Source organism: Arenibacter catalasegens, from assembly GCF_002909235.1.
In the GTDB taxonomy this organism is placed as follows: Bacteria; Bacteroidota; Bacteroidia; order Flavobacteriales; family Flavobacteriaceae; genus Arenibacter; species Arenibacter catalasegens.
On record NZ_PHQQ01000001.1, the window covers coordinates 160,525 to 186,790 of the forward strand.

At 37.0% G+C, this 26,266-nt stretch carries 32 protein-coding genes; 28 read left to right on the forward strand and 4 right to left on the reverse strand.

Translation table 11 applies throughout. From position 1 onward, the window contains the following. The first annotated feature begins 228 nt into the window (after positions 1–228). The 10 genes from CWD90_RS00680 to CWD90_RS00725 all read left to right on the forward strand — a co-directional run bounded on the left by CWD90_RS00680 (position 229) and on the right by CWD90_RS00725 (position 7,736). Positions 229–792, forward strand: coding sequence for a TetR/AcrR family transcriptional regulator (locus CWD90_RS00680; protein ID WP_103473999.1), 564 nt, complete (start codon positions 229–231; stop codon positions 790–792). Between the two features lie 74 nt (positions 793–866). After that, a complete protein-coding gene (locus CWD90_RS00685; RefSeq protein ID WP_103474000.1) occupies positions 867–1,430 on the forward strand; it encodes a carboxymuconolactone decarboxylase family protein in 564 nt (187 codons plus the stop codon). A gap of 73 nt (positions 1,431–1,503) precedes the next feature. Beyond that, the gene (locus tag CWD90_RS00690) at positions 1,504–2,238 is read left to right on the forward strand and encodes an SDR family oxidoreductase (protein WP_103474001.1); all 735 of its coding nucleotides are present in this window, start codon (positions 1,504–1,506) and stop codon (positions 2,236–2,238) included. 62 nt (positions 2,239–2,300) lie between these two features. After that, positions 2,301–3,293: a type I glyceraldehyde-3-phosphate dehydrogenase gene (gap, locus tag CWD90_RS00695; protein ID WP_103474002.1), complete on the forward strand. Its 993-nt coding sequence runs from the start codon at positions 2,301–2,303 to the stop codon at positions 3,291–3,293. Between the two features lie 67 nt (positions 3,294–3,360). Beyond that, on the forward strand, positions 3,361–3,669 hold the full coding sequence (locus CWD90_RS00700; protein ID WP_103474003.1) for an EthD family reductase: 309 nt from the start codon (positions 3,361–3,363) through the stop codon (positions 3,667–3,669). A gap of 34 nt (positions 3,670–3,703) precedes the next feature. Beyond that, positions 3,704–4,372 (forward strand): hypothetical protein, encoded by a 669-nt coding sequence (locus CWD90_RS00705; RefSeq protein WP_103474004.1) that lies wholly within the window; start codon positions 3,704–3,706, stop codon positions 4,370–4,372. A gap of 72 nt (positions 4,373–4,444) precedes the next feature. Further along, positions 4,445–5,089 (forward strand): DsbA family oxidoreductase, encoded by a 645-nt coding sequence (locus CWD90_RS00710; RefSeq protein ID WP_103474005.1) that lies wholly within the window; start codon positions 4,445–4,447, stop codon positions 5,087–5,089. Positions 5,090–5,168: 79 nt separating this feature from the next. Further along, positions 5,169–6,410 (forward strand): beta-ketoacyl-ACP synthase II, encoded by a 1,242-nt coding sequence (gene fabF, locus CWD90_RS00715; protein ID WP_103474006.1) that lies wholly within the window; start codon positions 5,169–5,171, stop codon positions 6,408–6,410. A 67-nt stretch (positions 6,411–6,477) separates the two neighbouring features. Continuing rightward, positions 6,478–7,158: a haloacid dehalogenase type II gene (locus CWD90_RS00720; RefSeq protein ID WP_103474007.1), complete on the forward strand. Its 681-nt coding sequence runs from the start codon at positions 6,478–6,480 to the stop codon at positions 7,156–7,158. Positions 7,159–7,496: 338 nt separating this feature from the next. Further along, positions 7,497–7,736, forward strand: coding sequence for a DUF1059 domain-containing protein (locus CWD90_RS00725; RefSeq protein WP_103474008.1), 240 nt, complete (start codon positions 7,497–7,499; stop codon positions 7,734–7,736). A 182-nt stretch (positions 7,737–7,918) separates the two neighbouring features. On the opposite strand, the gene CWD90_RS00730 is transcribed toward CWD90_RS00725, so the two are convergent. Then, a complete protein-coding gene (locus CWD90_RS00730) occupies positions 7,919–8,158 on the reverse strand; it encodes a hypothetical protein (RefSeq protein WP_103474009.1) in 240 nt (79 codons plus the stop codon). A 326-nt stretch (positions 8,159–8,484) separates the two neighbouring features. On the opposite strand from CWD90_RS00730, the gene CWD90_RS00735 reads away from it, so the two are divergent. From CWD90_RS00735 to arsB, 5 genes are all read left to right on the forward strand, one after another. Beyond that, entirely contained in the window at positions 8,485–9,123 is a 639-nt protein-coding gene (locus CWD90_RS00735) for a class I SAM-dependent methyltransferase (protein ID WP_103474010.1), read from the forward strand. Between the two features lie 84 nt (positions 9,124–9,207). Further along, complete coding sequence (locus tag CWD90_RS00740) at positions 9,208–9,540, forward strand: ArsR/SmtB family transcription factor (RefSeq protein ID WP_103474011.1); 333 nt, start codon at positions 9,208–9,210, stop codon at positions 9,538–9,540. A gap of 48 nt (positions 9,541–9,588) precedes the next feature. Beyond that, positions 9,589–10,062 carry a DUF6428 family protein gene (locus tag CWD90_RS00745; protein ID WP_103474012.1) on the forward strand — a complete coding sequence of 158 codons (474 nt, stop codon included), beginning with the start codon at positions 9,589–9,591 and terminating at the stop codon, positions 10,060–10,062. Positions 10,063–10,076: 14 nt separating this feature from the next. Then, positions 10,077–10,709 (forward strand): arsenate-mycothiol transferase ArsC, encoded by a 633-nt coding sequence (locus CWD90_RS00750; RefSeq protein WP_103474229.1) that lies wholly within the window; start codon positions 10,077–10,079, stop codon positions 10,707–10,709. 3 nt (positions 10,710–10,712) lie between these two features. After that, on the forward strand, positions 10,713–11,762 hold the full coding sequence (gene arsB, locus CWD90_RS00755) for an ACR3 family arsenite efflux transporter (protein WP_103474013.1): 1,050 nt from the start codon (positions 10,713–10,715) through the stop codon (positions 11,760–11,762). Positions 11,763–11,822: 60 nt separating this feature from the next. Here arsB and CWD90_RS00760 read toward each other — a convergent pair whose 3' ends face one another. Then, complete coding sequence (locus CWD90_RS00760) at positions 11,823–12,062, reverse strand: hypothetical protein (RefSeq protein ID WP_103474014.1); 240 nt, start codon at positions 12,060–12,062, stop codon at positions 11,823–11,825. Between the two features lie 310 nt (positions 12,063–12,372). On the opposite strand from CWD90_RS00760, the gene CWD90_RS00765 reads away from it, so the two are divergent. Next, the gene (locus tag CWD90_RS00765; RefSeq protein WP_103474015.1) at positions 12,373–13,125 is read left to right on the forward strand and encodes a class I SAM-dependent methyltransferase; all 753 of its coding nucleotides are present in this window, start codon (positions 12,373–12,375) and stop codon (positions 13,123–13,125) included. Positions 13,126–13,205: 80 nt separating this feature from the next. Here CWD90_RS00765 and CWD90_RS00770 read toward each other — a convergent pair whose 3' ends face one another. After that, on the reverse strand, positions 13,206–14,414 hold the full coding sequence (locus tag CWD90_RS00770) for a multidrug effflux MFS transporter (protein ID WP_103474016.1): 1,209 nt from the start codon (positions 14,412–14,414) through the stop codon (positions 13,206–13,208). A 238-nt stretch (positions 14,415–14,652) separates the two neighbouring features. Here CWD90_RS00770 and CWD90_RS00775 point away from each other — a divergent pair, with 238 nt between their 5' ends. After that, positions 14,653–15,261 (forward strand): hypothetical protein, encoded by a 609-nt coding sequence (locus CWD90_RS00775; protein ID WP_103474230.1) that lies wholly within the window; start codon positions 14,653–14,655, stop codon positions 15,259–15,261. A 40-nt stretch (positions 15,262–15,301) separates the two neighbouring features. On the opposite strand, the gene CWD90_RS00780 is transcribed toward CWD90_RS00775, so the two are convergent. Continuing rightward, the gene (locus tag CWD90_RS00780; RefSeq protein ID WP_103474017.1) at positions 15,302–16,546 is read right to left on the reverse strand and encodes an NAD(P)/FAD-dependent oxidoreductase; all 1,245 of its coding nucleotides are present in this window, start codon (positions 16,544–16,546) and stop codon (positions 15,302–15,304) included. A 105-nt stretch (positions 16,547–16,651) separates the two neighbouring features. On the opposite strand from CWD90_RS00780, the gene CWD90_RS00785 reads away from it, so the two are divergent. From CWD90_RS00785 to CWD90_RS00835, 11 genes are all read left to right on the forward strand, one after another. Then, positions 16,652–18,208 (forward strand): HAL/PAL/TAL family ammonia-lyase, encoded by a 1,557-nt coding sequence (locus CWD90_RS00785; RefSeq protein WP_103474018.1) that lies wholly within the window; start codon positions 16,652–16,654, stop codon positions 18,206–18,208. A gap of 130 nt (positions 18,209–18,338) precedes the next feature. Next, positions 18,339–19,475, forward strand: coding sequence for a WG repeat-containing protein (locus CWD90_RS00790; protein ID WP_103474019.1), 1,137 nt, complete (start codon positions 18,339–18,341; stop codon positions 19,473–19,475). 18 nt (positions 19,476–19,493) lie between these two features. Continuing rightward, on the forward strand, positions 19,494–20,237 hold the full coding sequence (fabG, locus tag CWD90_RS00795; RefSeq protein ID WP_103474020.1) for a 3-oxoacyl-ACP reductase FabG: 744 nt from the start codon (positions 19,494–19,496) through the stop codon (positions 20,235–20,237). Positions 20,238–20,253: 16 nt separating this feature from the next. Then, positions 20,254–21,477, forward strand: a complete 1,224-nt coding sequence (locus tag CWD90_RS00800) for a beta-ketoacyl-[acyl-carrier-protein] synthase family protein (protein ID WP_103474021.1) — start codon at positions 20,254–20,256, stop codon at positions 21,475–21,477. A 2-nt stretch (positions 21,478–21,479) separates the two neighbouring features. Beyond that, on the forward strand, positions 21,480–21,722 hold the full coding sequence (locus CWD90_RS00805; RefSeq protein WP_103474022.1) for a phosphopantetheine-binding protein: 243 nt from the start codon (positions 21,480–21,482) through the stop codon (positions 21,720–21,722). 43 nt (positions 21,723–21,765) lie between these two features. Further along, a complete protein-coding gene (locus CWD90_RS00810; RefSeq protein ID WP_239986424.1) occupies positions 21,766–22,659 on the forward strand; it encodes an LpxL/LpxP family acyltransferase in 894 nt (297 codons plus the stop codon). A gap of 167 nt (positions 22,660–22,826) precedes the next feature. Beyond that, complete coding sequence (locus tag CWD90_RS00815; protein ID WP_103474023.1) at positions 22,827–23,753, forward strand: NADPH-dependent FMN reductase family protein; 927 nt, start codon at positions 22,827–22,829, stop codon at positions 23,751–23,753. Further along, positions 23,753–24,883: a beta-ketoacyl-ACP synthase III gene (locus CWD90_RS00820; protein WP_103474024.1), complete on the forward strand. Its 1,131-nt coding sequence runs from the start codon at positions 23,753–23,755 to the stop codon at positions 24,881–24,883. The genes CWD90_RS00815 and CWD90_RS00820 overlap by 1 nt, the downstream gene beginning before the upstream one ends. Then, positions 24,884–25,321, forward strand: coding sequence for a hypothetical protein (locus CWD90_RS00825; RefSeq protein WP_103474025.1), 438 nt, complete (start codon positions 24,884–24,886; stop codon positions 25,319–25,321). Positions 25,322–25,384: 63 nt separating this feature from the next. Next, positions 25,385–25,777, forward strand: a complete 393-nt coding sequence (locus tag CWD90_RS00830; protein ID WP_239986425.1) for an ABC transporter permease — start codon at positions 25,385–25,387, stop codon at positions 25,775–25,777. A gap of 85 nt (positions 25,778–25,862) precedes the next feature. Next, positions 25,863–26,264, forward strand: a complete 402-nt coding sequence (locus CWD90_RS00835; RefSeq protein ID WP_103474027.1) for a hypothetical protein — start codon at positions 25,863–25,865, stop codon at positions 26,262–26,264. Positions 26,265–26,266 lie beyond the last annotated feature (2 nt).

Consider the following 26,266-nt stretch of genomic DNA (forward strand, 5'->3'; position numbering starts at 1 on the left):
AAAACAGGGTTTTTCGTTGATCTGAAAAATGTCTGTTGAATTGCAAAAAACTACCGATAAAAGCAACTGGACCTCTTATCCCTTTAGCGGTAAAAGAAGAATTTAATCGTCACTCATTCACTACTTAGACTAATAATTAAATGTTCCTGAGCCTATTCAAATTAAATAAATGTTAAAATATTTTTTATATCTAACTGATTGTTTAGTTTTGTCCTGTTGTTAGGAATTATGGCAAGAAAAAAACAATATATAGAAGAAGAGGTTATAGATAAAGCCATGCATTTGTTCTGGCGTAACGGCTATGAATCAACCTCTATGCAAATGCTTGAAAAGGAAATGGGCATTAACAAATTTTCTATATATTCTAGTTTTGGAAGTAAGCGTGGTGTTTTTTTGGAAAGCCTAAGAAGTTATAAAAAGAAGGTTAATTGCATCTTCGATAAATTTAAAAACTCCACTAAAGGTGTTGAAGACATTAAAGATTTTTTTTATGATTCAGTAAACATTAGTTATCAAGAAGGAAACCATAAGGGCTGTTTATTAACCAATACGTATAATGAGTTTTCGGAAACTGAAGATGACTTGGTAAAAGGTGAGATGACTTCTTACATGGATAATCTTAAAACACTATTGATGGCTAAATTGAGAATGGATGGTACTAAAGACGAAGAAACAATAACAAAACAAGCCAATTTCTTATTATTAGCCAAGCATGGCTTAGCCGCAGCAACCAGAGTTAACAGTCAAAAAGAAATTGAAGACTATATTGAAATGACATTTAAAAACATTTAAACATTTTTTTTATCATAAAACTAAACGAACGTTTAGAATTAAAGTTGAATTACAAATAGAATAATACAGAAATTATGACAACATTAAAAGTACACAACATTGAAACTGCTCCTGAAGCTAGTAAACCATTATTAGAAAAATCGCAAAAAGCATACGGCATGATACCTGGCCTACATGGTGTCTTAGCTGGAGCTCCCGAAATACTGGATGCTTACCAAAAAATCCATGAGCTATTTGTAAACACATCTTTTAACGAAGAAGAATTAACCGTAGTATGGCAAACTATTAACGTAGAGCATGAATGTCATTATTGCGTACCAGCACATACAGGTATTGCAAATATGATGAAAGTAGACCCTGCATTAAGTGAGGCTTTGAGAAACAGAGAAACAATGCCAACAGAAAAACTCCAGGTCTTACACGATTTTACTTTAAAAATTGTACGCAATCGTGGACATGTAACAATAGAAGATTTAAATACATTTTATGCCGCAGGTTATGAGGAAAGACAAGTCTTGGAAATCATTCTAGGGCTATCTCAAAAAGTAATAAGTAATTACACCAATCATATTGCCAATACACCTATAGATGCTCCATTTCAAAAATTTGCTTGGAAAAAAGAGAGTGTGCAAATATAAAATCACAGATTTATAGCTTTTGACCTTCCGTTTATTCGGAAGGTTAATAAATTAATATTTAAAAAACAGAATTATGGGTATTGCAATTAAAAATAAAGTCGCTTTAGTAACAGGCGCGAATAGGGGAATTGGCAAATCCATTGTGGAATCTTTCTTAAATCATGGAGCCAAAAAAGTATATATGGCAGTTCGTAATATAGAAAGCACTAAAGATTTGGAAGAAAAATACGGAGATAAGGTAATTACTGTTAAAGCAGACGTATCGGATACGGATTCTATAAATGCATTGGCCAAAGTGGCACATGACGTAGATATCGTAGTGAACAATGCCGGTGTTGGTACCTCCTACCCTACCCTTGGCAATGATGTGGAAAAAGATTTCGCCTTTCAATTGGAGGTCAATGCATTTGGATTGTTAAGAGTTGCCAATGCCTTTGCTGAAACATTGGAAAAGAATAAAGGAGCTTTGGTTCAATTAAATTCAATAGCATCCATAAAAAACTTCCCACAACTTTCAACGTACTCTGCCTCAAAAGCGGCCTCCTATTCCTTAACACAAGGTTTAAGGTCAGATTTTAAAGCAAAGGGAGTGAGTGTACTTAGTGTCCATCCCGGTCCCATTGCAACCGATATGGGAGCCGCTGCCGGTTTTAACGACGCTGCTGCTGCAACTGTTGTCTCTGAGGGTATTGTGCATGCACTTAAGATAGGGGATTTTCATTTATTTCCAGATGCAATGGCCAAACAATTTGAAGGCGCCTATCAAGGTTTTTCAGATAATGTGGTAATGGCTGATTTATCAGAATAAAATATTCAAAGCAAAAGAAGTGGTAACTTATGTTTTAATAATTTAAATTAAAATCTATAAAAATGAAAAAAATAGCAATAAACGGAATGGGTCGTATCGGAAGAGCTTCCTTAAAAGTTATTTTAGACACACCACAATTGGAATTGGTTGCTGTGAACGACATAGTATCCATTGAAAACATAGCTTACCTTCTTAAGTATGATTCAGTTTATGGTAAATTCGAAAAAGAAGTAACATTTGACGAAAACAACTTGATTGTTGATGGAATAAAAATCCAATACAACTCTGAAAGAAACCCGGAAGATTTGCCTTGGAAAGAAAATGATATTGATGTAGTTATTGAAAGTACAGGTTTTTTCACCAAAAGTGAAGATGCAAAGAAACACATTAAAGCAGGAGCCAAATCTGTAATTATTTCTGCACCAACAAAAAGTGAAGATATTCCAACGGTTGTTCATGGTGTAAACACTAAGGACGGTAAAACAAATATATTTTCATGTGCCAGTTGTACAACCAACAATATTAGTCCTGTAGTTGAAGTATTAGGACGTAGAATTGGAATTAAGAAAGCCATAATGACCACGGTACACGCCTATACAGCTTCACAGGCAATTGTAGATGCCCCATCAGGGAAGAATTTTAGAATGGGTCGTGCCGGTGCAGCAAATATAGTTCCAACTTCAACGGGGGCAGCAATTGCTACAACAAAAGCATTACCCGAATTTGCAGGTAAATTTGACGGGGTAGCGCTTCGTGTTCCAATTCCAGTAGGATCTATGTCAGATTTAACATTTGTTATGGAACGAAATGTATCTCCTGAAGAAGTAAATGCAATTTTTGTAGAAGAGGCTGAAACGGATCGATACAAAAATGTATTGTCAACTACTAGTGAACCATTAGTGTCTTCAGATATTGTTAAAAACCCACACGCATCTACAGTTGATTTAGGTATGACAAGAGTTGTAGATGGAGATTTATTGAAAGTAATGACCTGGTACGATAATGAATGGGGATTCACCAATCAAATGATTCGTCAAATTCTAGCTGAAATATAAATTCAAAAATAAAGGTGGTCTTTATAAATAAACGACTGCCAATAAACAATTTAAAAAAGAATACAACATGATAAAATTAACCGTAATGTATCCTAATAGTGCAGATTTAAAGTTCGATAAGGACTACTATGTTAATCAACATGGCCAATTATTAAGAGATCTTTTGGGTGATACCATCTTATCATCCGACATTAATTTCGGTATTGCAGGTGCAAGTCCAGAACAACCTGCTCCTTATGCGGTAATTGCCAACCTTACTTTTGAATCCTTAGAATCGTTTCACAAGTCTTTTGGTACAAATGCCGAAAAGATCCTCGCCGATCTACCCAATTTCACCAATGTTAGTCCCGAAGTTCAAATTAGTGAAGTATTATAAATTTACTGGCGTATGCAATACTGATTAAGTCAACATGGAAATACAGCATATTAACACCAAAAAAATAGCGCAGTATTGTATTAACAATGTATTTAGAACAAATACTGATGAGCCTGGCTTTATTCATTTTGACTTTGGAAAAAATATCACGCCTTATCAACTTAGGTCTATTATGGTTGATCTAAAGAAAGAATTGTCAAAGTTAACATCAGTTCACTTTGACAAAAAACTAAGCTATCATTGGCTTGTACGTTTTGATCAACAAGTGAATACACCATTTCACGTAGATAATGCAGAAAATCAGTCTTTTTTAATGCTGGGTTACGAACCAAGTGAGATAGAAAGTGAGTTACACATAGCAGATTATTATAGTTATGCAAAGGAAAGCCAGGCTGCGCCAAAGGATTATCTGAAAAACTTCACTCCCATATTTAAGGATGACGAATCATTACTAGCTCCTTATACCACAAAAGTAAAATCCTTTAATAAAGACTCTTATAAAATTGTTTTAATCAACAATAGCAACCCGAAGTCATCACCAGAAACATTAGGGGTGTTCCATAAGGCGCTAATCGTTAAATCTGATTTAGAAAAAAGTAGAATAGTAAATTCAATGGTTCTTAATATGTTACCAAAAGGTAAAATAGATCATGATCAACTGAATGAAGAAAAATTTCTAAATACGGATGTTATAAGTAAATAGCTGATAACTTTGCACAGTTAAATGAAAAAGACAATTGACAAAAAAGTTCAATAAAATCTAAAATTGGAAAACATGATTAATAAATTAAAAATAGATATCGTTTCCGATGTAGTCTGCCCTTGGTGCACCATAGGTTATAAACGATTGGAAAAAGCAATTTCCGAGTTAGGAATAAAGGACAAAGTTGAAATTGAGTGGCAACCTTTTGAGTTAAATCCACAAATGCCTGCTGAAGGCCAAAACGTACAGGAGCATATTGCAGAAAAGTATGGCTCTAGTATTGAACAGCAAAAAGAATCACAACAACGTATGGCAGAAGCTGGTGCCGAACTTGGTTTTACTTTCGATTATTTTGATGAAATGCGCATGGCAAATACGTTTGAAGCACATATTTTATTGGAATATGCCAAAGCATATGGAAAGCAAACCGAATTAAAAATGCGATTGACCAAAGCGTTTTTTAGCGATAGAAAAGACGTATCTAAAAGAGACGTTTTAAAACAAGCTTTATTGGATGTTGGTTTAAATGCTGAAGATGCTTTAGCCAAATTAGAGAATGATGACGCACGTTACGAGCTTAGAAGTAAACAGGAATATTGGAAAAATTTAGGGGTTAATTCTGTGCCAACTATAGTTTTTAACGGAAAAAGTGCCGTAACAGGTGCACAACCTGTAGATGTATTTAAACAGATACTTACTGAAGTTCTTGAACAATAAAGATTACAAGGGCTAATACCAATAGGGACCAAAGTGCATGGAAACCGGCATTAACGGCTCCAGTTAAGAAATATAACGTATGAAAAGAGTAGTAATTACAGGATTGGGAGCCTTAACTCCAATTGGAAATTCGGTTGATGAATTTTGGGAAAGTGCCAAAAATGGCAAAAATGGATTCTCAAGAATTACCAAGTTCGATCCTTCCTTGTTCAAAACAACCTTTGCGGGTGAATTAAAAGATTTCGCCCCCGAAAAATACCTTGATCGCAACGAAATAAAAAGGAGTGATCCCTTCACCCAGTATGCGCTCTGTTCCGTAATAGAAGCTTTTGGTGATAGCGGTTTAAATTTGGACACCATTTCTCCTTTTGATATCGGAGTAATTTGGGGAACAGGCCAGGGTGGTATGAAAACTTTTGAGGAGGAAGTGAAGAATTATACTCAAGGAGGCATGAACCCTCGATTTAATCCATTTTTTATCCCCAAACTACTTGCAAACATGGCCTCGGGAATGATTGCTATGAAATTTGGATTGATGGGCATCAACTATACCGCGGTATCAGCCTGTGCCTCATCGAGCACTGCTATAATGGATGCCTTTAATTATATCCGTTTAAACAAGGCCAAAGTAATGGTAACGGGGGGATCGGAAGCTCCCATAACCGAGGCCTCTATCGGTGGTTTTAGCTCCATGAAAGCTTTGTCGACCAGAAATGACGATCCACAAGGGGCATCAAGACCATTTGACGAAGATCGGGATGGATTTGTAATGGGTGAAGGCGCGGGAGCCTTAATCCTTGAAGAGTACGAACATGCAAAAAAACGTGGAGCCAAGATCTATGCGGAAATAGTAGGAGCTGCCATGACCGATGATGCTTACCACATTTCTGCCACCCACCCAGACGGTATTGGTGCCATAAAAGCTATGCAATTGGCTATGGAAGAAGCAAAACTAAACCCAGGGGAGATCAACTATCTAAACACCCACTCTACCTCTACCCCTGTTGGGGATTTGAGCGAGATAAAGGCGGTGGAAAAAACGTTCAACAACGACTACAAAAACTTAAAAATAAGCGCTACAAAATCAATGACCGGACATTTATTGGGAGCGGCAGGTGCAGTAGAGGCCATATTATCTATAAAGTCAATTCAAACCAATATAATCCCGCCAACCATTAACACCACAAAAATCGATTCCAATATTCCCGCTTCTATGCCCATAGTAATTAAGGAAGCCATTGATCATTCTGTAAATGTAGCCATGAGCAACACTTTTGGTTTTGGAGGACACAATGCCACAACAATTTTTAAAAAAATATAAAACCTGATGTTGCACAATAATTCTGATTTAACATAAGACCGATTAATATAAAGAAATACAAATCCATATGAAACCACCCAAGGTGCTATTTTTTGACGTAAATGAATCCCTATTAGATTTAGGGAATATGAAAAATAGTATAGGGAAGGCCTTAGGGGGGCGAGAAGACCTCTTGCCTCTTTGGTTCACTACCATGCTGCAATACTCCCTTGTATCGACCGCTGGTAAGCAATATGTAGATTTTGGCACCATAGGCGCCGCCACCTTGAGAATGGTCGCTGCAAATCATGGAATTCAATTATCGGAGAAGAATGCCAAGGAGGCACTAACCCCATTGAGCTCCTTACCCCCTCACCCAGAAGTAAAGGTTGCCCTGGAAAATATTAGAAACGCCGGTTATAAAATGGTCTCATTGACCAACTCCTCCAATAAAGGAGTGGAGATGCAATTTAAGAATGCAGGACTGACGGACTATTTCGATGAACGATTAAGTGTAGAGGATCTTGGAAAATACAAACCCGACAGCGACGTCTATAATTGGGCCGCCAGGAAAATGGGAGTAAAACCAAATGAATGTATAATGATTGCTGCCCACGGATGGGATATTGCCGGTGCCATGTGGGCCGGTTGGAGGGGTGCATTTATTGCCCGTCCCGGACAACAACTTTACCCTTTGGCTCCACGGCCCGAAATAATTGAACCAGATCTACTCAAAATTTCTGAAAAACTCATCGCTCTAAAAAACTAGTAAATAGGACATGCCCTCATCATCGCCACTCTGCTGGTGGCACTTTATCTAAATTTCCATTCCAACGTAGCTGCAGCGGTATTGCCTTTTGAGAGTAAACCTCCTTACTTATCGGTATTCTACCAAATATTGACTTTTATTAATCTATACCTATTTAGAGAAACACAGATTAACAGGAACCTGTAATATCAAAAGGGCTCGATATTCCCAATATTAGTTTGAGTCTTTTTCATTAACTTGTAACCGCAGCCTACAATTTAGTTAAAACTTAGTGTTGACAGGAACCATTTCCGAGTCAGTGGTCTACTGGATAAACCTATCTTAAGAAAACGATCGATATGAAAACAATGACATGTAAACAATTGGGAGGTGCCTGTGACATGCAATTTCACGCCAACACCTTTGAAGAAATGGCAGAACAAAGCAAAAAGCATGGTATGCAAATGTTTAAGTCAGGTGACAAAGAGCACCTGGAGGCCATGAATAAAATGAGTGAACTTATTCAATCGCCAGACGCAATGGCCGAATGGTTTGAAAACAAAAAAAAGGAATTTGAAACGCTACCTGATAGCAAATAATAATTCTTTATTCAATACATGTTACGCTAACGGGGAGTCTGGAATTACTTATCCTGATTAACCCTCTTTTTCAAATTGCTTGAATTATCCGTTGGTTCAGGAAAAACAACCATATAATTAAGACAGACGCAAATGGGGACTAAAAGTGCAAATAATATCACAGGGTTATTTTTTATTACGTATTAAGCCAATTTGGCTTTATTCAATTTAGTAGAGAAAGACAACGCTTTAGTTACCTTAGAATTTTTGAACATATACAAGCGGGCAACAGCGTTGTTATTTTTAACAGCAACTTCTTGTTTTGCTGTAGCAGTTACAATACTCATGGTAACAGTTTCAACCTTAACTTCAGCAGCACCATTTTGAGCTTGTGCAGCTACTCCAATAAAAAGAACAAAGATTAAAGTTAAAATGGTTTTCATGACTTGCGTTTTGTTATATATATAACTTCGGCAAGTGTATTTTTCAAGGTTCTGTTTCGACGAAAAGCACTGTTTCTCGTTAAGCGGAAAAAATCCAGATAAAGTGCAAAAATATCCCGACGAACGTAACGGGCTCTAAAATCACTTCAGCGATAAAAATATGCATTTCATCGATGCGCGTAAGTGTTTACTTACGTAGCGAAGGGCTTACCTTTTTGATTTTCTCCTTTAGAATTAAGAAATTACTAATATCCCCCACTCCGAGATTTGAAGAATATTTCCCATCTTTATGTTAGTTAACCGAAATTAAATAACAAAATCCGCAATTGGACCGCTATAAGGAAACATTCGAGACTTGGAACAAAATAGCTTCCCTATATCAAGACAAGTTTATGGACCTGGACTTATATAATAATAGCTATAATCTTATTTGTAAATCGATATCTACAAAAAATGCCAAAATTTTGGAAATAGGCTGTGGTCCGGGAAATATTTCCAAATACCTCCTATCCAAAAGGCCCGACTTTAAAATCCTTGGAATAGACTTTGCCCCAAATATGATAGCACTAGCCGAAAAGAACAACCCAACCGCTACGTTTAAAGTTTTAGACTGCCGACAGATCAGTACACTTAACACCCTATACGATGGAATAGTTTGTGGTTTTTGCTTGCCCTTTCTTTCACCTGCAGATTGTGTTCAATTAATTGCCGATTTCCACAGATTGTTATCGAACAACGGATTGCTCTATTTAAGTTTTGTGGAGGGTGATCCAAATAAATCGGACTTCAAAGCGGGTAGCAATGGAAATAGGGTTTATTTCCATTACCATAAATTGGATACGCTAAAAACCCTTCTAACACTAAATTCATTTGAACAACCTGAGGTTTACCATATAGATTACCAGAATACGGAAAGCCAAATAGAAAAACACACGCTCATAATAAGTAGAAAAAATCAACACTAAGGAGATTAATTCAAAAAAATAAAGTAAAAAATTGGTCAAAATAAATATTAATCGTAATATTGCGATATACAAATACCAAATAGTATGGGCTTAGCTAAAACAGAAATGTTTTCGGATCAACAAAACGAAATTGCTATTTTTGCCAAAGCTTTTGGGCATCCGGCCCGAGTGGCAATTCTGCAACATCTTTTTAAAATAAATACCTGCGTATGTGGTGATTTGGTGAACCAAATTGGATTGGCACAACCAACTATATCGCAACATTTAAAAGAATTGAAACTTCTGGGACTCATTAAAGGCAGTGTTGAAGGAACAAGCGTATGCTATTGTATAAATACCGAAAAATGGATTGAAATGAAGGGAATTTTAAATCAATTCCTCGATCAAGACATATCCAAACAAGGGGATTGTTGCTAAAAAAAATTTAATATCGTTAATCGTATAATCGCAATAAACAAATACAAAATGAAACTATCTGAAGCAAAATCAATTTTGGGGCAATTGGAAACCATTGCCTTTCAATTACCGAATGGTACATTGGTACCCAATCATTTTCATGTTACCGAAGTAGGCAAAGTCACAAAACATTTCATAGACTGTGGTGGAACGGTTCGCAGGGAAGAGGTTGTAAATTTTCAGTTGTGGAATGCCAATGATTACGACCACCGACTCCATCCAGAGAAATTGGTCCACATTATAGAACTTTCGGAAAAGATATTGGAAATTGGGGATTTGGAAATTGAAGTGGAATATCAAGCTGATACCATAGGAAAATTTGGATTGGATTTTGACGGAACCAATTTTATCTTAGCCACCAAACACACAGATTGCTTGGCCAAAGACCAATGCGGAGTTCCTGCAGAAAAACAGAAAATACAATTATCAGAACTACAGGAAACGACAACTAATTCTTGCGGCCCAGGCTCTGGATGCTGCTAAACAAACAAACCCATATGGCACTGGTAAAAACGAAGCTTTTTGCTAATATTGAGAATGTTATCTCAAATTTAAGCGTTGAAAATATAAGCGACGAACGTAAAAAAATATTACAACCTCTCGTTGAATATATACAGCTCAAAACAAACACTCAGGATCCCATAAGGATCAATTTCATCTGTACCCATAATTCAAGAAGGAGTCACTTATCACAGGTCTGGGCACAAACAATGGCTTTCTGTTTTAACGTAAGGAATGTGCATTGTTATTCGGGAGGAACGGAGGCTACCGCCTTATTCCCAATGGCAGCCGAAACCCTAATTAATTCAGGATTTCACGTAGAATCCTTGTCGCAGGGTGAAAACCCAATTTACAGTATAAAATTTGCCGACAATGAACCAGCAGTGATTGGGTTTTCAAAAAAGTTCGATGATGCTTTTAATCCCACATCCCAGTTTGCAGCCATTATGACCTGCTCTCAAGCGGATATTGGCTGTCCATATATAACTGGTGCGGAAAAACGCATTCCAATAACTTTTGAAGACCCAAAAGCATATGACAATACCCCACAGCAGGTCGAAAAATATAGGGAGAGAAGCCTTCAAATTGCAACTGAATTACTATATGTCTTTGCTCAAATAAAATCTTAACAAATGGCATTGCATAGAAAATTAAGTTTTTTGGACAGCTATCTCACTTTATGGATCTTTTTAGCAATGGCATTGGGGATAGGCATAGGCTATTTTGCCCCTACCCTTCCTGAAATTATCAACACCTTCAATAGAGGAACAACCAATATACCAATCGCTGTAGGCCTGATCTTAATAATGTACCCGCCCTTGGCGAAGGTTAATTACTCCCTTTTGCCCAAGGTTTTCCAAAACACTAAAATCCTATCTATTTCATTGATCCTGAATTGGATTATTGGACCAGTTTTAATGTTTATTTTGGCCATTACTTTTTTAAGGGACTACCCGGAATATATGGTGGGATTGATCCTTATCGGATTGGCACGATGCATTGCTATGGTTCTTGTTTGGAACGACCTAGCGGAAGGAAGCAGTGAGTACGGTGCTGGTTTGGTAGCCCTAAACAGCATTTTTCAAGTATTTGCTTATAGTTTTTATGCCTGGATCTTTATAACCGTACTTCCACCCTATTTCGGATTTGACGGTGCCATCGTGGATATTTCTATTGCTACCATTGCCGAAAGCGTAGCCATTTATTTAGGAATACCGTTTGCATTGGGTTTTCTAAGTAGAATAATTTTAGTAAAACTAAAAGGCGAGGAATGGTATTCAACGATATTTATCCCGACCATATCACCAATAACCTTGATTGCCCTATTGTTTACTATAGTAGTAATGTTTTCCCTGAAAGGTGAATTAATTGTTGAAATACCTATGGACGTTTTAATTATAGCAGTTCCATTGTTAATCTATTTTATACTAATGTTTATCATCGGTTTTTTCCTTACCAAAGCCATGGGAGCGGAATACGACAAAACAGCTTCCGTTGCTTTTACAGCGGCCGGTAATAATTTTGAATTGGCCATTGCCGTAGCCATTGCCGTCTTTGGTTTAAACTCAGGACAGGCATTCGCAGGAGTTATTGGTCCCTTAGTGGAAGTTCCTGCCTTAATTCTATTGGTACGTGTAGCCTTCTGGCTCCGAAAAAGGTATTATCCATTGAGCAAAGCTTGACAAGGGTACTAGTGGCAGTGTGGGTAACTTATGTGATGGGCATGATGAACTGGCCTAAGATTAAGCCAATTTTGCTTTATTCAATTTAGTGGAGAAGGACAATTCTTTAGTTACCTTAGAATTTTTGTTCATGTACAAACGAGCAACAGCGTTTTCATTTTTTACGGAAACTTCTTGTTTTGCAGTAGCAGTTGCAATACTCATGGTAACAGTTTCAACCTTAACTTCAGCAGCACCATTTTGAGCTTGTGCAGCTACTCCAATAAAAAGAACAAAGATTAAAGTTAAAATGGTTTTCATGACTTGCGTTTTGTTATATATATAACTTGGGCAAGCGTACTTATCTAGGTTCTGATTCGACTAAAAGCACTGTTTCTCGTTAAGCGGAAAAATCTCGGATTAAGTGCAAAAAAACCTCGGTAAACGGGAAAGGCACAAAAATCACTTTAGCGATAAAAAATTGCGTTTCATCGATGACAGTAGGTTTTTACTTACAATTTGGGTGCTTAAATTTTAGAGTCCAAGGATTATAAACACTAGAATCGAGGAATTACACTAATCAAATAGTGTATGAATTCCAATACTATTTATTCCTTCTTACTTTTGTTATATGAAAAAAGCCTTGGATCGTTTTTCCGTCCAATCAAGAACTTACAAAGAATTCCGACCTACTTACCCAGAGGCATTGTATAAATATATATATGCTAATTGCATTTCCAAGGTAACATGCTGGGACTGTGGCACTGGTAATGGTCAGGTGGCGGCTGTGCTATCCGATACCTTTGATCAGGTTTTTGCCACAGACATAAGTGAACAACAAATTAAACATGCCGTTCCTAAACCAAACATAAAATACAGTGTACAAAGAGCTGAGATAACCTGTTTTCCAAATCAGTACTTTGATTTGATTACGGTAGCCCAAGCGTTACATTGGTTCGACCTTCCCGCCTTTAACAAAGAAGTCAACAGACTTTTAAAGCCCAATGGTCTTATTGCTATTTGGGGTTATGGCCTTTTAACAATAGATCTTGAAATAGATGTCATAGTGAATCATTTTTACCAACATATTATAGGAGGGTATTGGGATAAGGAAAGGGCCTATATAGATTTAAATTACAGCAATATTCCATTCCATTTTGATGAAATTGACATTCAGGAGAGTTTTAATATTGAAACCCAATGGACAATTGACCAGTTGCGGGGGTATTTTAATTCTTGGTCCAGTGTCCAAAATTATAAGGATAACAATAATGGACATAATCCCGTAGATGAATTGATCAACAAGATTGCACCCATTTGGACTTCAAAAGTAAAAAAGATAGTTTTCCCCATCTTCATACGCGCCGGGCACCCTAATAAATAACCAAATTTGAATATTCATTTTATTTAATTGCCGGTTTTATGCAGACATGATAACAATGTAGACCAATCCATGCCCGATTACTAGGCAGAAGCCAAAACCATCCTATTTCTCATCAACATAAAAATACCCAATGAAATACATCCACAAACAGAAAACCCAACAAAAAGTGGAAGTGTTGTCCCATGAATAAAACTACCCACATAGGTTGCAATGGGTATGGCGAGCATGGTGGATATAAATCCAGTAATAGCAGCCCCAATACCTGCTATGTGCCCAATAGGCTCCATTGCTATGGCCCTTAGGTTGCCAAATAAGAAACCGATCGTGAAAAATTGCATAGCCAAAAAGGCAATCAACACAGGCAAACTCGGATTTGGGGCGTTCCAGTACAAGCTTACATAGGCAATTGAATTTGCACAAAACAATGTCAAAGCTATCCAAGCCAATCTTCTCATTCCCAATTGTACTACTAAAGTACCATTTAGCAAGGTGGACAATCCAACAGAAATAGCCAGTCCAGCAAAAATATAGGGGAAATTGTCAGCCAAGCCATACTGTACCTCAAATATCTCTTGTGCCGCACTCAGATAAACCATAAAAGCCCCGGTAATTAATCCTGATACAATAGTAAAGGCCATGGTTTCCTTGTGCTGGACCAATTCTTTAAATCCATCCATGAACACGTGACTTGAAAATTTAATTTTATATTCAGGTTTTAATGTTTCCGGTTGCCTTCTCCAAAACCAGATTCCTACCATTAGGGTAGCTACTAATTGCATATAAAAAATAGCTTCCCAACCGTAATGATCTAAGAAAAATTTTCCCAAAGCGGGAGCCACAATGGGTACCAAAATAAAAAATGCTGTAACGAAGGACATGATTTTTGCCATATAATCCCCCTTATACAAATCCCTTATCATAGATATACTTATGGTCCTTGGGGCGGAGAGTCCTATTCCTTGAAGTATTCTCCCAAATATCATCCACTCCAAAGTGGGAGCAAAAACACAAATAATACTGGCGATACTAAATACTATAAAACCTATATAAACAATTGGTTTCCTCCCAAAGCTATCCGATAAAGGTCCAAAAACCAATTGTCCCAAACCCAGTCCCAAAAAAATCATAGTAATAAACTTCTGATTTTCAGTAGGATCCAGGCTATTTATATCTATTCCAATGGTCGACATTGCAGGCAAAAGAGCATCAATGGACAATGCTACAATAGACATTAAGGACGCCATAATGGCAACAAATTCGAATTGGGGTCTCTGCTGATTTTTTTGCATTTGGCAAAATTAATCATATGGAATAAGATTAGCGCACTTATTATAGGAAATAACAAAACCATAACATATTATAAAATTATACAAAGCATTGATCCTTTGTTGATTACAAAAATCATTAACCGTATTTCAAGAACTAATCCGATAATATATTTACTATTAAGGAAAAATTATTTCCATGGTAACCTTCCTAAAGTTTAATTCGTATACTTTTGAAGGTATAACCGCTAATTATTTATTTATGAAAATTTATTTAATCATTGCTCTAGTATTTTTGTCAACCTTATTTTGTTTCGGTCAAAAGTTAAAAGTAAAACAGGGAGATTTTAATTTTATCAAGGGTCAGAAGGAAATAAACGTAGAATTCGTCTATGACAATATGAAATTTTTGAAAAAGAATCTCTCAAATGATGAATACGTAAAAGAGCATTCCGCAGAATTGGAAGAAAAAACACGGGGAAAAGGTACATCTTGGGAAAAAAGCTGGTACGCAAGTAGGGAGCTGATCTATGCCCCAAAATTTTTGGAATTAATGAATAGATATCTATATGAGGACCACAATGTTTTCTTTAGTGAGAATTTAGCTGAGGCCAAATACACCCTTATAGTAGAAACAATATGGGTTTATCCAGGATGGGATGCCGGGGTCATGAAGCAACCTGCAAAAGTAAGTACCTTGTTAAAGTTTGTAGAGACTAATAACAGGGATAATATATTGTTGGAAGTTACTAGTGAAAATGCCCCTGGAGATCAATGGGGAAGCTCCTTTAGCAATGAAGATCGTTTAGGAGAAGGTTATGCCAAAACTGGAAAATCCTTTGCCAAGTTAATTTTGAAAAAGGGATTCTAAGACAAAGGTTAATGGCGCTACAAAAAAGTGAATGACAACATCATTCACTTTTTTTCTTTTCAAGATTAATGAAGTGTGCTACCGTCCTTATAAGTCTATTATGCTTTGTCACAAAGGGATTGGTCTTATCCCAAACATAACCCGCTAAAACCGAACAAATTTGCCGTTTTACCTCAGGATTTTCTGGTTGGTGGAAAAATAAGGTCTGTAGATTACCAGAATACCATTCCTTTACATAAGAAGAAAATACCTTTACCCCTTCCTTTATATAATCTGAATATTCCTTTGCCCAATCAACAGGTTCATTATTAAGTTCCCTGCTAATCAATTTTGCCCCCAACAAGGCGGATTCCGTGGCAAATGTAACTCCAGAAGAAAATACTGGATCTAAAAATTCGGCACTATTGCCGGTTAGGACAAATCCCTTTCCGTAAAGTTGTTTTACCGATTTAGAATAATTCTTAATTAAAACAGGTTCGAACAAGTATTTCAAGCCTTTAAAACGTTCATAATAATAATCGGACAACTGCAACAATTGGGTCAATTTATCTGCATTATTTCCTTCAAAAGATTCCAAGAATTTTGTGGGACCTACATAGCCAATACTGGTTCTGCCATCAGAAAATGGTATGACCCATAACCAAACCTCGGTCTCAACCACGTCAAAAGTAATTAAAGTGCCTTCCCTCCCCTGCGGTCGATTTGTGTCCTCAACATGAGTGAAAATTGAAGAATGATTAGGTAAAACAGAGGGTTTATCCAAGTTCAACAATCTAGGTAAAACTCTGCCATATCCACTTGAATCTATAATATACTTGGCTTGAATTTGGTATGGTTTCCCATTTTCATCTTTAATGGTAGTTATGGAAACACCAATTTGGTTAATGGTCACGTCTACAACTTCATGCCCAAAGGAAACTTCAACTCCTTTTTTAATTAGTTCGTCCACAAGAACCTTATCAAAATCAGCTCGCGGCACCTGCCAGGTCCAATCCCATCCGTTGGTATGCTTTTTACTAAAATCAAATTCACAGATTTTGTCTCCTTTAATAAATCGGGCGCCAAACTTTTTTTCAAAACCAAAGGCATTCAAACCATCCAATAGTCCCACTTCTTCAAAATGATCCATACATCTTGGCAAGAGGCTTTCGCCAATAACAAATCTAGGGAAAACACTTTTTTCTATTACCTGGACCTTGACTCCTTGACCATGTAAATAAGCCGCAGAAACGCAACCAGCCGGCCCTGCGCCAATTATCAAGACCTCGACAAAACGTTGATTCATTATTTTTAAAATATTGATTAGCTAAATATCATACATTTGCAATCCAAAATAACTATTTTTATTAATTGTTATTCAATTTACTTTTTAAATATTGAATTTATATACATGTTGACTCTTAAAGGAAAGTTGAGAATAGAAGATTTCTATCAAATAATTTTTAAAGAAGAATCTATTCTAATAAATAAAGACGTTTTAGCAACCGTTGAAAAAAGTTTTAAATTTTTAACCCAATTCTCTCAAAACAAAATTATTTACGGCGTAAATACGGGTTTTGGACCAATGGCACAGTACAAGATAAAAGATTCCGACCGGATTCAATTACAGTACAATCTAATAAGGAGCCACGCTTCCGGGACAGGGAATTTAATCCCTACAAAATATGTTAAGGCCGCCATGTTGGCGAGATTAAACACTTTAAGCCTGGGACATTCTGGAGTTCATATTTCGGTAATCGAATTAATGACCTCTCTCATCAATAAGAATATTACTCCAATAATTTTTGAGCACGGTGGTGTTGGAGCCAGCGGGGATTTAGTCCAATTGGCTCATATTGCCCTAGTTCTTATTGGGGAGGGTGAAGTTTTTTATGAAGGAGAGAGAAGACCAACGGAAGAAGTTTTTAAAATAGAAAACCTAAAACCGATTACCGTTTCCTTAAGAGAGGGCTTGGCGCTCATCAATGGAACTTCTGTAATGACTGGAATTGGCTTGATCAACACTATAAACACCAGGAAATTACTGGATTGGATGATATGCTGTTCTTCTGCTATCAACGAAATTGTTGAGGCCTATGATGATCATTTATCTATGGAGCTTAATCAATCTAAAAAACATAAAGGTCAACAAGAGATTGCCAAATCCATGAGAAATCATTTAAAGGATAGTACACTTACCCGAAAAAGGGAGCACCATTTGTACAATGGCAACAATGAAGTGTCTATTTTTGAAGAAAAAGTGCAGGAATACTATTCCTTGAGATGCGTGCCTCAAATATTGGGTCCAGTCCTTGACACTTTGAACAACGTGGAAAAAATCCTTATCGAAGAGGTTAATTCAGCAAACGATAATCCCATTGTGGATGTTGAAAAAGAACATGTTTATCACGGCGGCAATTTTCATGGGGATTACGTTTCCCTTGAAATGGACAAGCTAAAATTAATTGTGACCAAAATGAGCATGCTCGCTGAAAGACAATTAAATTACCTATTAAATCCGAATCTAAATAATATACTTCCCCCTTTTGTAAACCTCGGAAAACTTGGTTTAAATTTTGGAATGCAGGGCGTACAGTTTACCGCTACCTCCACCACTGCTGAAAACCAAATGTTGTCCAACCCCATGTACGTGCACAGTATCCCGAACAACAACGACAATCAGGATATTGTAAGTATGGGTACCAATGCTGCCAACATTACCAAAAAAGTCATAGAAAATACTTTTGAAGTCCTTGCCATTGAGACTATAACCATTGTACAGGCAATTGAGTATCTTAAAGTACAGGACAAAGTATCATCAAGAACAAGAAAAATGTATGATGATATTAGAAATATAGTCCCCATCATCTCCGACAAAGACGTTCCCATGTATCCTTATGTGAATAATGTTAAAAGCTTTATTCAGAATGTTGAAGTAGAAGCTTACGCTTGTAAGCAACTTAATTAAAATTTTGAGTTAGAGCGGTAATATATGTAAAATAATCCCTAATTTAATAGTGGTATAGGATTATAAACATACACCAAGTCCTAGCTTGGCAATTATTGATATTGAACGTATAATTTTAAAAAAATCTCAGATGAAAACAAAAATTACATTTTCAGTTGCACTTTTTTTAATATTCGCCAATTTTCATGCCCAGGAATACGCCCTGGTAAGGGAAAATGGCCTGTTTGGCTATATTAACACCTCCGGGGAATACGCGATAAAGCCACAATTCAAGAAAGCGGACAACTTCACTAACGAGCGCGCTGCAGCTTCAATGGGTGACAAATGGGGATACATAAATACTGCTGGCGAATGGGCAATTCAACCCGAATACGAACATGTAAAGGAATTTAATTCCGGACTGGCCTTGGTAAACAATGGCGATCAATGGAACTATATCAATGTTTCGGGCGAGGTATTGGAAACACCTGTTTCGGAAAAATATTACGATTTTGACAATGGGGTAGCCTTTTTTAAAAGAGGCGATAAAATAGGCCTTTTGGGTACCGCCGGAAAATTGATCGCGGAACCGGATTTTGATGAAATAAAACCCTTTATAGATGGATATGCCAAGGCAAGAAAAGGTGAACTTTGGGGAATGATCAACCAAAAGGGTGAGATTTATATCCCTATTGAGAACCAAGAAATTGGTGATTATAACAGTAAAGGGGTCTGGGTAAAAAAACAGGAATCTTTTGGTATTGTTTCCAATGGCAACTTTAAACCGGTCAAAAATGCCGATAAGATTTGGGAATTCACAGACAAATCTACTTTAACATACGCTAGGAGTAATAAATTAATGGGCTTCATCAACAATCAGGGAGAGTGGGTCATTGCTCCTACTTATGAAAAAGCAAGGGATTTTAGCCAAGGATTGGCGCCGGTATTTATGGATAAAAAATGGGGATACATCAACGAAAAAGGAGAAAAGGTCATTGATTTCAGTTTTAAGGATGCCGAAGTATTCTCCGCCAATGGTCTAGCTCCTGCTAAAGATAAGAAGTGGGGCTTTATAGATAAGAGTGGAAAATGGGTAATTCAGCCCGATTATGATATCACCGCCGGTCTATCTTTTGACATCTTTAAAAAGAATTTACAAAAAGGGTTTATTAACGGCCTAGCCAGAGTTAAATCTGGTAAAGAATGGGGATTTTTGAAAGCTGATGGAAAAGTTTTGGGCAATAAGTGGTACCAGAATGCGGAGGTATTTGATAACGTAAAGGAGTAAATCACACTAATTTTATAAATGAGCGAAAAAAAGAAATTTGCACTGGTAACAGGAGGATCAAGAGGAATTGGAAAAGCCATATGCCTACAGCTTGCAAGAGATACCGAGTATAAGATTCTTATTAATTATCGGTCCAATGAATCCGCAGCACAGGAAACCTTAAATGAAATAGAAAAAATTGGTGGGAGCGCGGAACTTATACGATTTAATGTTGGCAAGGCGGAAGAAGTACAAAGTAAATTGGATAGTTGGCATGAGGGCAATAAGGAAGCAATTATAGAAGTAATAGTAAACAATGCCGGTATTACCAAAGACGGTCTGTTCATGTGGATGAAACCTGAGGATTGGAACAGTGTAATTAACACAAGTTTAAATGGTTTTTTTAATGTTACCAATCATCTAATCCAAAAATTACTGGTGCATAAATACGGGAGAATCATTAATATGGTTTCCGTATCGGGACTTAAAGGGACACCAGGGCAAACCAACTATTCCGCCGCTAAGGGTGGAATAATTGCTGCCACAAAAGCCTTGGCCCAGGAAATAGCAAAAAGAAATATCACCGTCAACGCTGTGGCACCAGGTTTTATAAGAACAGATATGACGGGCGAATTGGATGAAAAGGAGCTTAAAAAAATGATTCCTCTTAACCGCTTCGGGGAAGCAGAGGAAGTGGCCCATTTAGTTTCGTTTTTGGCATCCAGAAAGGCATCGTATATTACAGGAGAGGTCATAAATATTAACGGAGGAATTTATTCTTAAAATAGCAGAAGGAAAGATGAGCAGGGTGGTTATTACAGGTATGGGAATATATTCTTGTTTGGGCAAAAACTTGGATGAAGTCAAAAAATCTCTTTACAACGGAACTTCAGGTATTGTGTTTGATGAAAAGAGAAAGGAATTTGGATTTCGTTCCTGTTTAACGGGAATGGTGGAAGAACCAGACCTAAAAGACTTATTGTCCAGAAGGCAACGGTTAAGTATGGGAGAAGAAGGAGCTTATGCATATGTAGCTACCTTGGAGGCTCTTAAAAATGCAGGCTTAAGTCAGGAATATATAGACCAAAATGAAGTAGGTGTGCTATATGGCAACGATAGTACTGCCAAATCCGTGATAGAGTCCATAGATAAATTAAGGGAGAAAAAGGATACAACTTTGGTTGGTTCTGGCGCTATTTTTAAGGCCATGAACTCGTCAGTAACCATGAACCTTTCCACCATCTTCAAATTAAGAGGAATCAATTTTACCATTAGCGCAGCCTGCGCAAGCGGATCGCATGCTATAGGCATAGCGTATCAATTGATCAAGAGTGGACTTCAAGATTGTATTATATGTGGCGGTACCCAAGAAATCAATGAATTGGCAATGGGTAGTTTTGATGGCCTTGGCGTATTTTCTGTCAACGATGTTAAACCAGAGACCGCTTCGCGCCCCTTTGATCAAAGTAGGGACGGACTTGTCCCAAGTGGCGGTGCGGCATCACTTATTGTTGAAAGCTATGAATCCGCTAAAAAAAGAAATGCTCCCATTTTAGGTGAAATTATAGGATACGGTTTTTCCTCCAATGGAGACCATATCTCTACTCCCAATGTAGATGGCCCAACAATAGCTATGAAAAAAGCCATTGACCAAGCCAATATTAAACCCAGTGAAATAGATTATGTAAATGCCCATGCAACTTCTACCCCAGTGGGGGATTCCAATGAAGCTAAGGCCATATTTGCCGTTTTCGGAAAAGATGGTCCCTGTGTTAGTTCCACAAAATCCATGACAGGCCACGAATGTTGGATGGCTGGTGCCAGTGAGATTGTCTATTCTATGCTAATGATGGAGCATTCCTTTGTTGCGCCCAATATAAATCTTGAAAACCCTGACGAGGATGCCGCCAAATTAAATCTGGTAAGAAAAACACTGGATAAAAAAATTGATGTATTTTTGTCGAATTCTTTTGGATTTGGAGGTACGAATTCAGCATTGCTAATAAAAAAAGTGAAAGATTAAAAATGAATAAAGAAGTAATTATTGATAAAATAAACAACTTTCTTATAGATGAATTTGAAGTTGATGCAGATGATATTTCCCCAATGGCCAATTTAAAGAAAACACTTGAATTGGACAGCTTGGATTTTGTTGATTTAGTAGTGGCCATCGAATCTAACTTTAGTGTAAAATTGATGGGAGAAGATTTCATAAATGTAATTACATTACAAGATTTTTACGACCTTATTGAGCAAAAATTAAACTAATATTTAGTCGCAAAACTGGTATAGTCCTTTAAAACCTTGCGTATTGGATAAGCAAATATCAAATCAATGGAAAGGAAAGTCCAGGGGTTCTGTTTTAGGATATAAGATTTTTGTATTTTGTATTAAAAGGCTAGGGTTGAGATCTGCCTATTTTATACTGTATTTTGTTGCGTTCTATTTTTGCTTTTTCGCGGCCTCAAGTACCAGGGCAAGTTATTATTACTTCAATAAAAGACTCAAATACAATACTCTAAAAAGTATTGTAGCCATATATAAAAGCTACTATGTATTTGGGCAGACCATTTTGGACAAGGTGGCCATTTCGTCGGGACTTAGAAATAAGTTTACCTATCATTTTGATGGAATAGAACATTTAAACCAAACTTTGGCAAATAAAAAGGGTGGGATATTGATCAGTGCCCATTTGGGAAATTTCGAAATAGCTGAATTTTTCCTGGACGAATTGGAAGGGAATGCCACTATTAATCTGTTGACCACAGATGTGGAGCACAAGGCCATAAAGGAATACCTTGATCAGTATATTAAAAAATCCAAAACCAAATTTATTATCATTAAGGAAGATCTATCCCATATCTTTGAAATGAATGCCGCTTTGTCCAAAAATGAAATTATTTGCATGACCGGGGATAGATATGCTACAACGGCCAAGTTAATGACGGCAACAATTTTAGGCAAAAAGGCTCAATTTCCTTCAGGTCCCTTTTTATTGGGGTCTAGATTAAATGTGCCGGTCCTATTTGTATATGTAATGAAGGAGACCAATAAGCACTATCATCTTTACGCGAGAAAGGCAGACTTTAAGAAGAGGGATGCCCAAGGATTATTGGCCAATTATATTGAAAGCATAGACGGGATCATAAAACAATATCCATACCAGTGGTTTAACTATTTTGATTTTTGGGATTCTAAAAACTAAAGTAATTTAGCCTGAAATTTTAGGTCCAATCTCTAGATTTGAATTAAGAACCGGACTAAGGAATTAAAAACAAAATATAGTTTATATTCAAAGTCCAGGAAAAAGCCTTTGGCAATTGTTTAAGTGGCAATCTTGGCGGCATTAATAAAAAGAGTAATAGATTACCCATGAAAGAAGTTCTTATAATTTATTATTCCCAATCCGGGCAGTTATTAGATATTGTTCAAAATTTAGCATCTTCACTAGATAGCGAAAAGGTTAACATCACCTATTACAGGATACAACCCGAAAACGATTATAAATTTCCTTGGAAACAGGATGAGTTCTATGATGCATTTCCAGAATCCTTTTTGCAGATTCCATGTAAACTACATCCTCCAAAGGCAGATATTCTTGAAAAGAAATATGACCTCGTAATACTAGGTTACCAGGTCTGGTATTTAACTCCTTCCATACCAATAAACTCTTTTCTAAAATCAGATTTTGCAAAAAAAATCCTTCACAAAACACCTGTAGTAACGGTAATAGCCTGCAGAAATATGTGGTTAATGGCACAGGAAAAAATGAAAGGCCTACTAATTTCATGTAACGCGCAACTGATGGGCAATATAGCTTTAGTGGACCGCCATATAAATCATATCAGCGTAATAACCATAGTGCATTGGATGTTAGGAGGAAAAAAAACCAAGTATTTGGGCATTTTTCCAAAGCCGGGGGTGTCCGACGAGGATATTAAATCCTCTAAAAAATTTGGAATTCCAATCAACCAATCATTATTAAGCAATGATTATACCAACTTACAGAATAATTTATTAAAATTGGATGCAGTTAAGGTAAAACCCTTATTGATCCAGACCGATATACGGGGAAATGTATTATTTACCAAATGGGCCAACCTCATAATTAAGAAAGGACCTACAGGTAATCCGAAACGGAAAAAATTACTGGTATTGTTCAAATATTATTTGTTATTTGCAATCTGGGCTATAGCTCCAATAGTTTTTATTGTATTTTTAGCGACTTACATTCCCCTGTACAGTAAAATTAAAAGGGATAAAGCATACTATTCATCCGTTAGTTTAAAGAATAATTAATGAAAGACGTTTATATTACCAGAATAGCCAAGTTCTTACCAAATAATCCAATTGACAATGAGCAAATGGAGGAAAAATTGGGCATTATTAATGGTAAGAACTCTAAAGCTAGACGAATAGTCTTACGCAACAATCAAATTAAGACCAGGTATTACGCCATAGACGATAATGGAAACATTACCCATAATAATGCCCAACTAACCAAGGAGGCCATTGAGCTTTTATGTGATGACACTTTTACCACCAAAGACATTGAACTTCTTTCTTGTGGCACTAGTAGTCCTGACCAAATATTGCCCTCCCACGCCTCTATGGTGCACGGCTTTTTAAAAAATGTAAATTTAGAGGTGAATTCCCCCTCAGGAGCCTGTTGTTCGGGAATGAATGCCTTAAAATACGGCTTCTTGGCCATTAAGGCCGGGCAAGTATCCAATGCCGTATGCACCGGATCGGAAAGAACCTCAACTTGGATGAAATCCGATATTTTTGAAAATGAGGTGGAACACCTGAAAGAGCTGGAAGACAACCCTATATTGGCCTTTAACAAGGAGTTTCTGCGATGGATGCTTTCCGATGGCTCTGGAGCCGTATTGCTGGAAAGCGAACCAAAGGGAGCGGCCCTCAAAATTGAATGGATGGAAGGATATTCCTATGCACATGAAATGGAAACTTGCATGTATGCCGGTGCCGATAAATTGGAAAATGGCCATTTAAAACCCTGGAGCGAATATCCTGCCTCAGAATGGGCAAAAAAATCTCTTTTCGCCATGAAACAGGACGTTAAATTATTGGGTGAAAACATATTGGGCAAAGGTGTCGATAGTTTAAAAATGGCGATGGAAAAACACAATATTACTACAGCCGATTTTGACTATTATTTACCACATATCTCTTCTTATTATTTTAAGGAAAATTTATACGAGGAATTAAAACGACAAGGAGTAGAAGTACCTTGGGAGAAATGGTTTATGAATTTGACTAAAGTGGGCAATGTTGGTGCGGCCTCAATTTTTGTAATGCTTGAGGAATTGGTAGGTTCCGGAAAACTAAAAAAAGGCGATAAAATATTGTTGCACGTACCGGAAAGTGCTAGGTTTTCCTACGCATATGCATACCTAACGGTCTGTTAAATGAATTTATTAAAACAAACAATAAACGATAAAGGGTTAATTGAAAATCTAATCCCCCAAAAAGCACCCTTTATTATGGTAGACAAGCTGTTGCACTTTTCCGAGGAAAAAGTGATTACTGGTTTTACGCCACCCAGCACAAATTTGTTTGTGGACAATAATAAATTTATGGCTGCCGGACTTATTGAACACATGGCACAGTCTGTTGCCCTTCATACAGGATACCAATATTTTCTAAAAAATGAGCCGGCCCCAAAGGGTTATATAGGAGCCATTAAATTGGCTGAAATACTGGAATTGCCTAACCAGGATCAGGAACTTATTACAACAGTCACAATTCTACATGAAATTATGGGTGTTACCTTAGTTCAGATCCAAGTAACCTGCAATGACAAAATTATAGCAAACAGTGAAATGAAAACCGTATTGGCAAACTAATTGAATACTACACCTTCACATATAGATATACATAAGTTTTTGCCCCACAGAGCACCAATGCTCATGGTCACAAAAATAATTTACCTTGACCAGGAAACGGTGACTACCGAATTTAAAGTAACTGAAGATTGTATCTTTGTAAAGAACTATAGGTTTACCGAATCGGGGATTATTGAAAATGCGGCCCAATCATGTTCGGCCATAGTTGGCCAAGATTTTTTTGCTGCTGATGATTTTGAAGGTGAAGGCAATAGTGTTATTGGTTTTATTAGCAGTATTAAGAGGGCAAACATTCTTTTTTTACCCAAGATAGGAGATACCTTAATAACCAAAGCTAAACTTGTATCCAATTACAGTTCGGGAAATTTTAGCATATGCACCATGGATTGCAAAATTTATACAGACGAAGTATTAGTGGCAGATTGCATATTAAATTTTCTAATACAGGAAGTTTAAGTTGATAGAGTGATCGAATAGAAAATTGAAAGAATTACTCTATAAGCCTGCTATTTAAGGCCTATAAACTATAAAGACCTAGGGGATGAAAAAAAATGAGGTGCCACAGGATAAGAGCAATCTAGAGTCGGCCAATTTCAAGGAACTGTGTTATGCCATTGATGAAAATGGGGAATACACTACTGAATTAAGTACCGGGTGGGACCCAAAGACCATTGCGCTGAACAATGCTATTGAAGCTATAAATGAACGCATTTCCGATGCAAAACAGCGGGTAAAAAATCATAAAGCAAGCCCCTTGGAATACTATATGGAACTCCATAAAATGGACCTCCCAATCCTAGCTAGTTATGTTGGGACCTGGAAGTGGAGGGTTAAAAGACATTTTCGACCTGCCATATTTAAAAAACTTAATAATAAGATATTACAAAAATATGCCAATGTCTTCGATATTACGATCGAAGAGCTACAACGTACCGACCTCTAAAC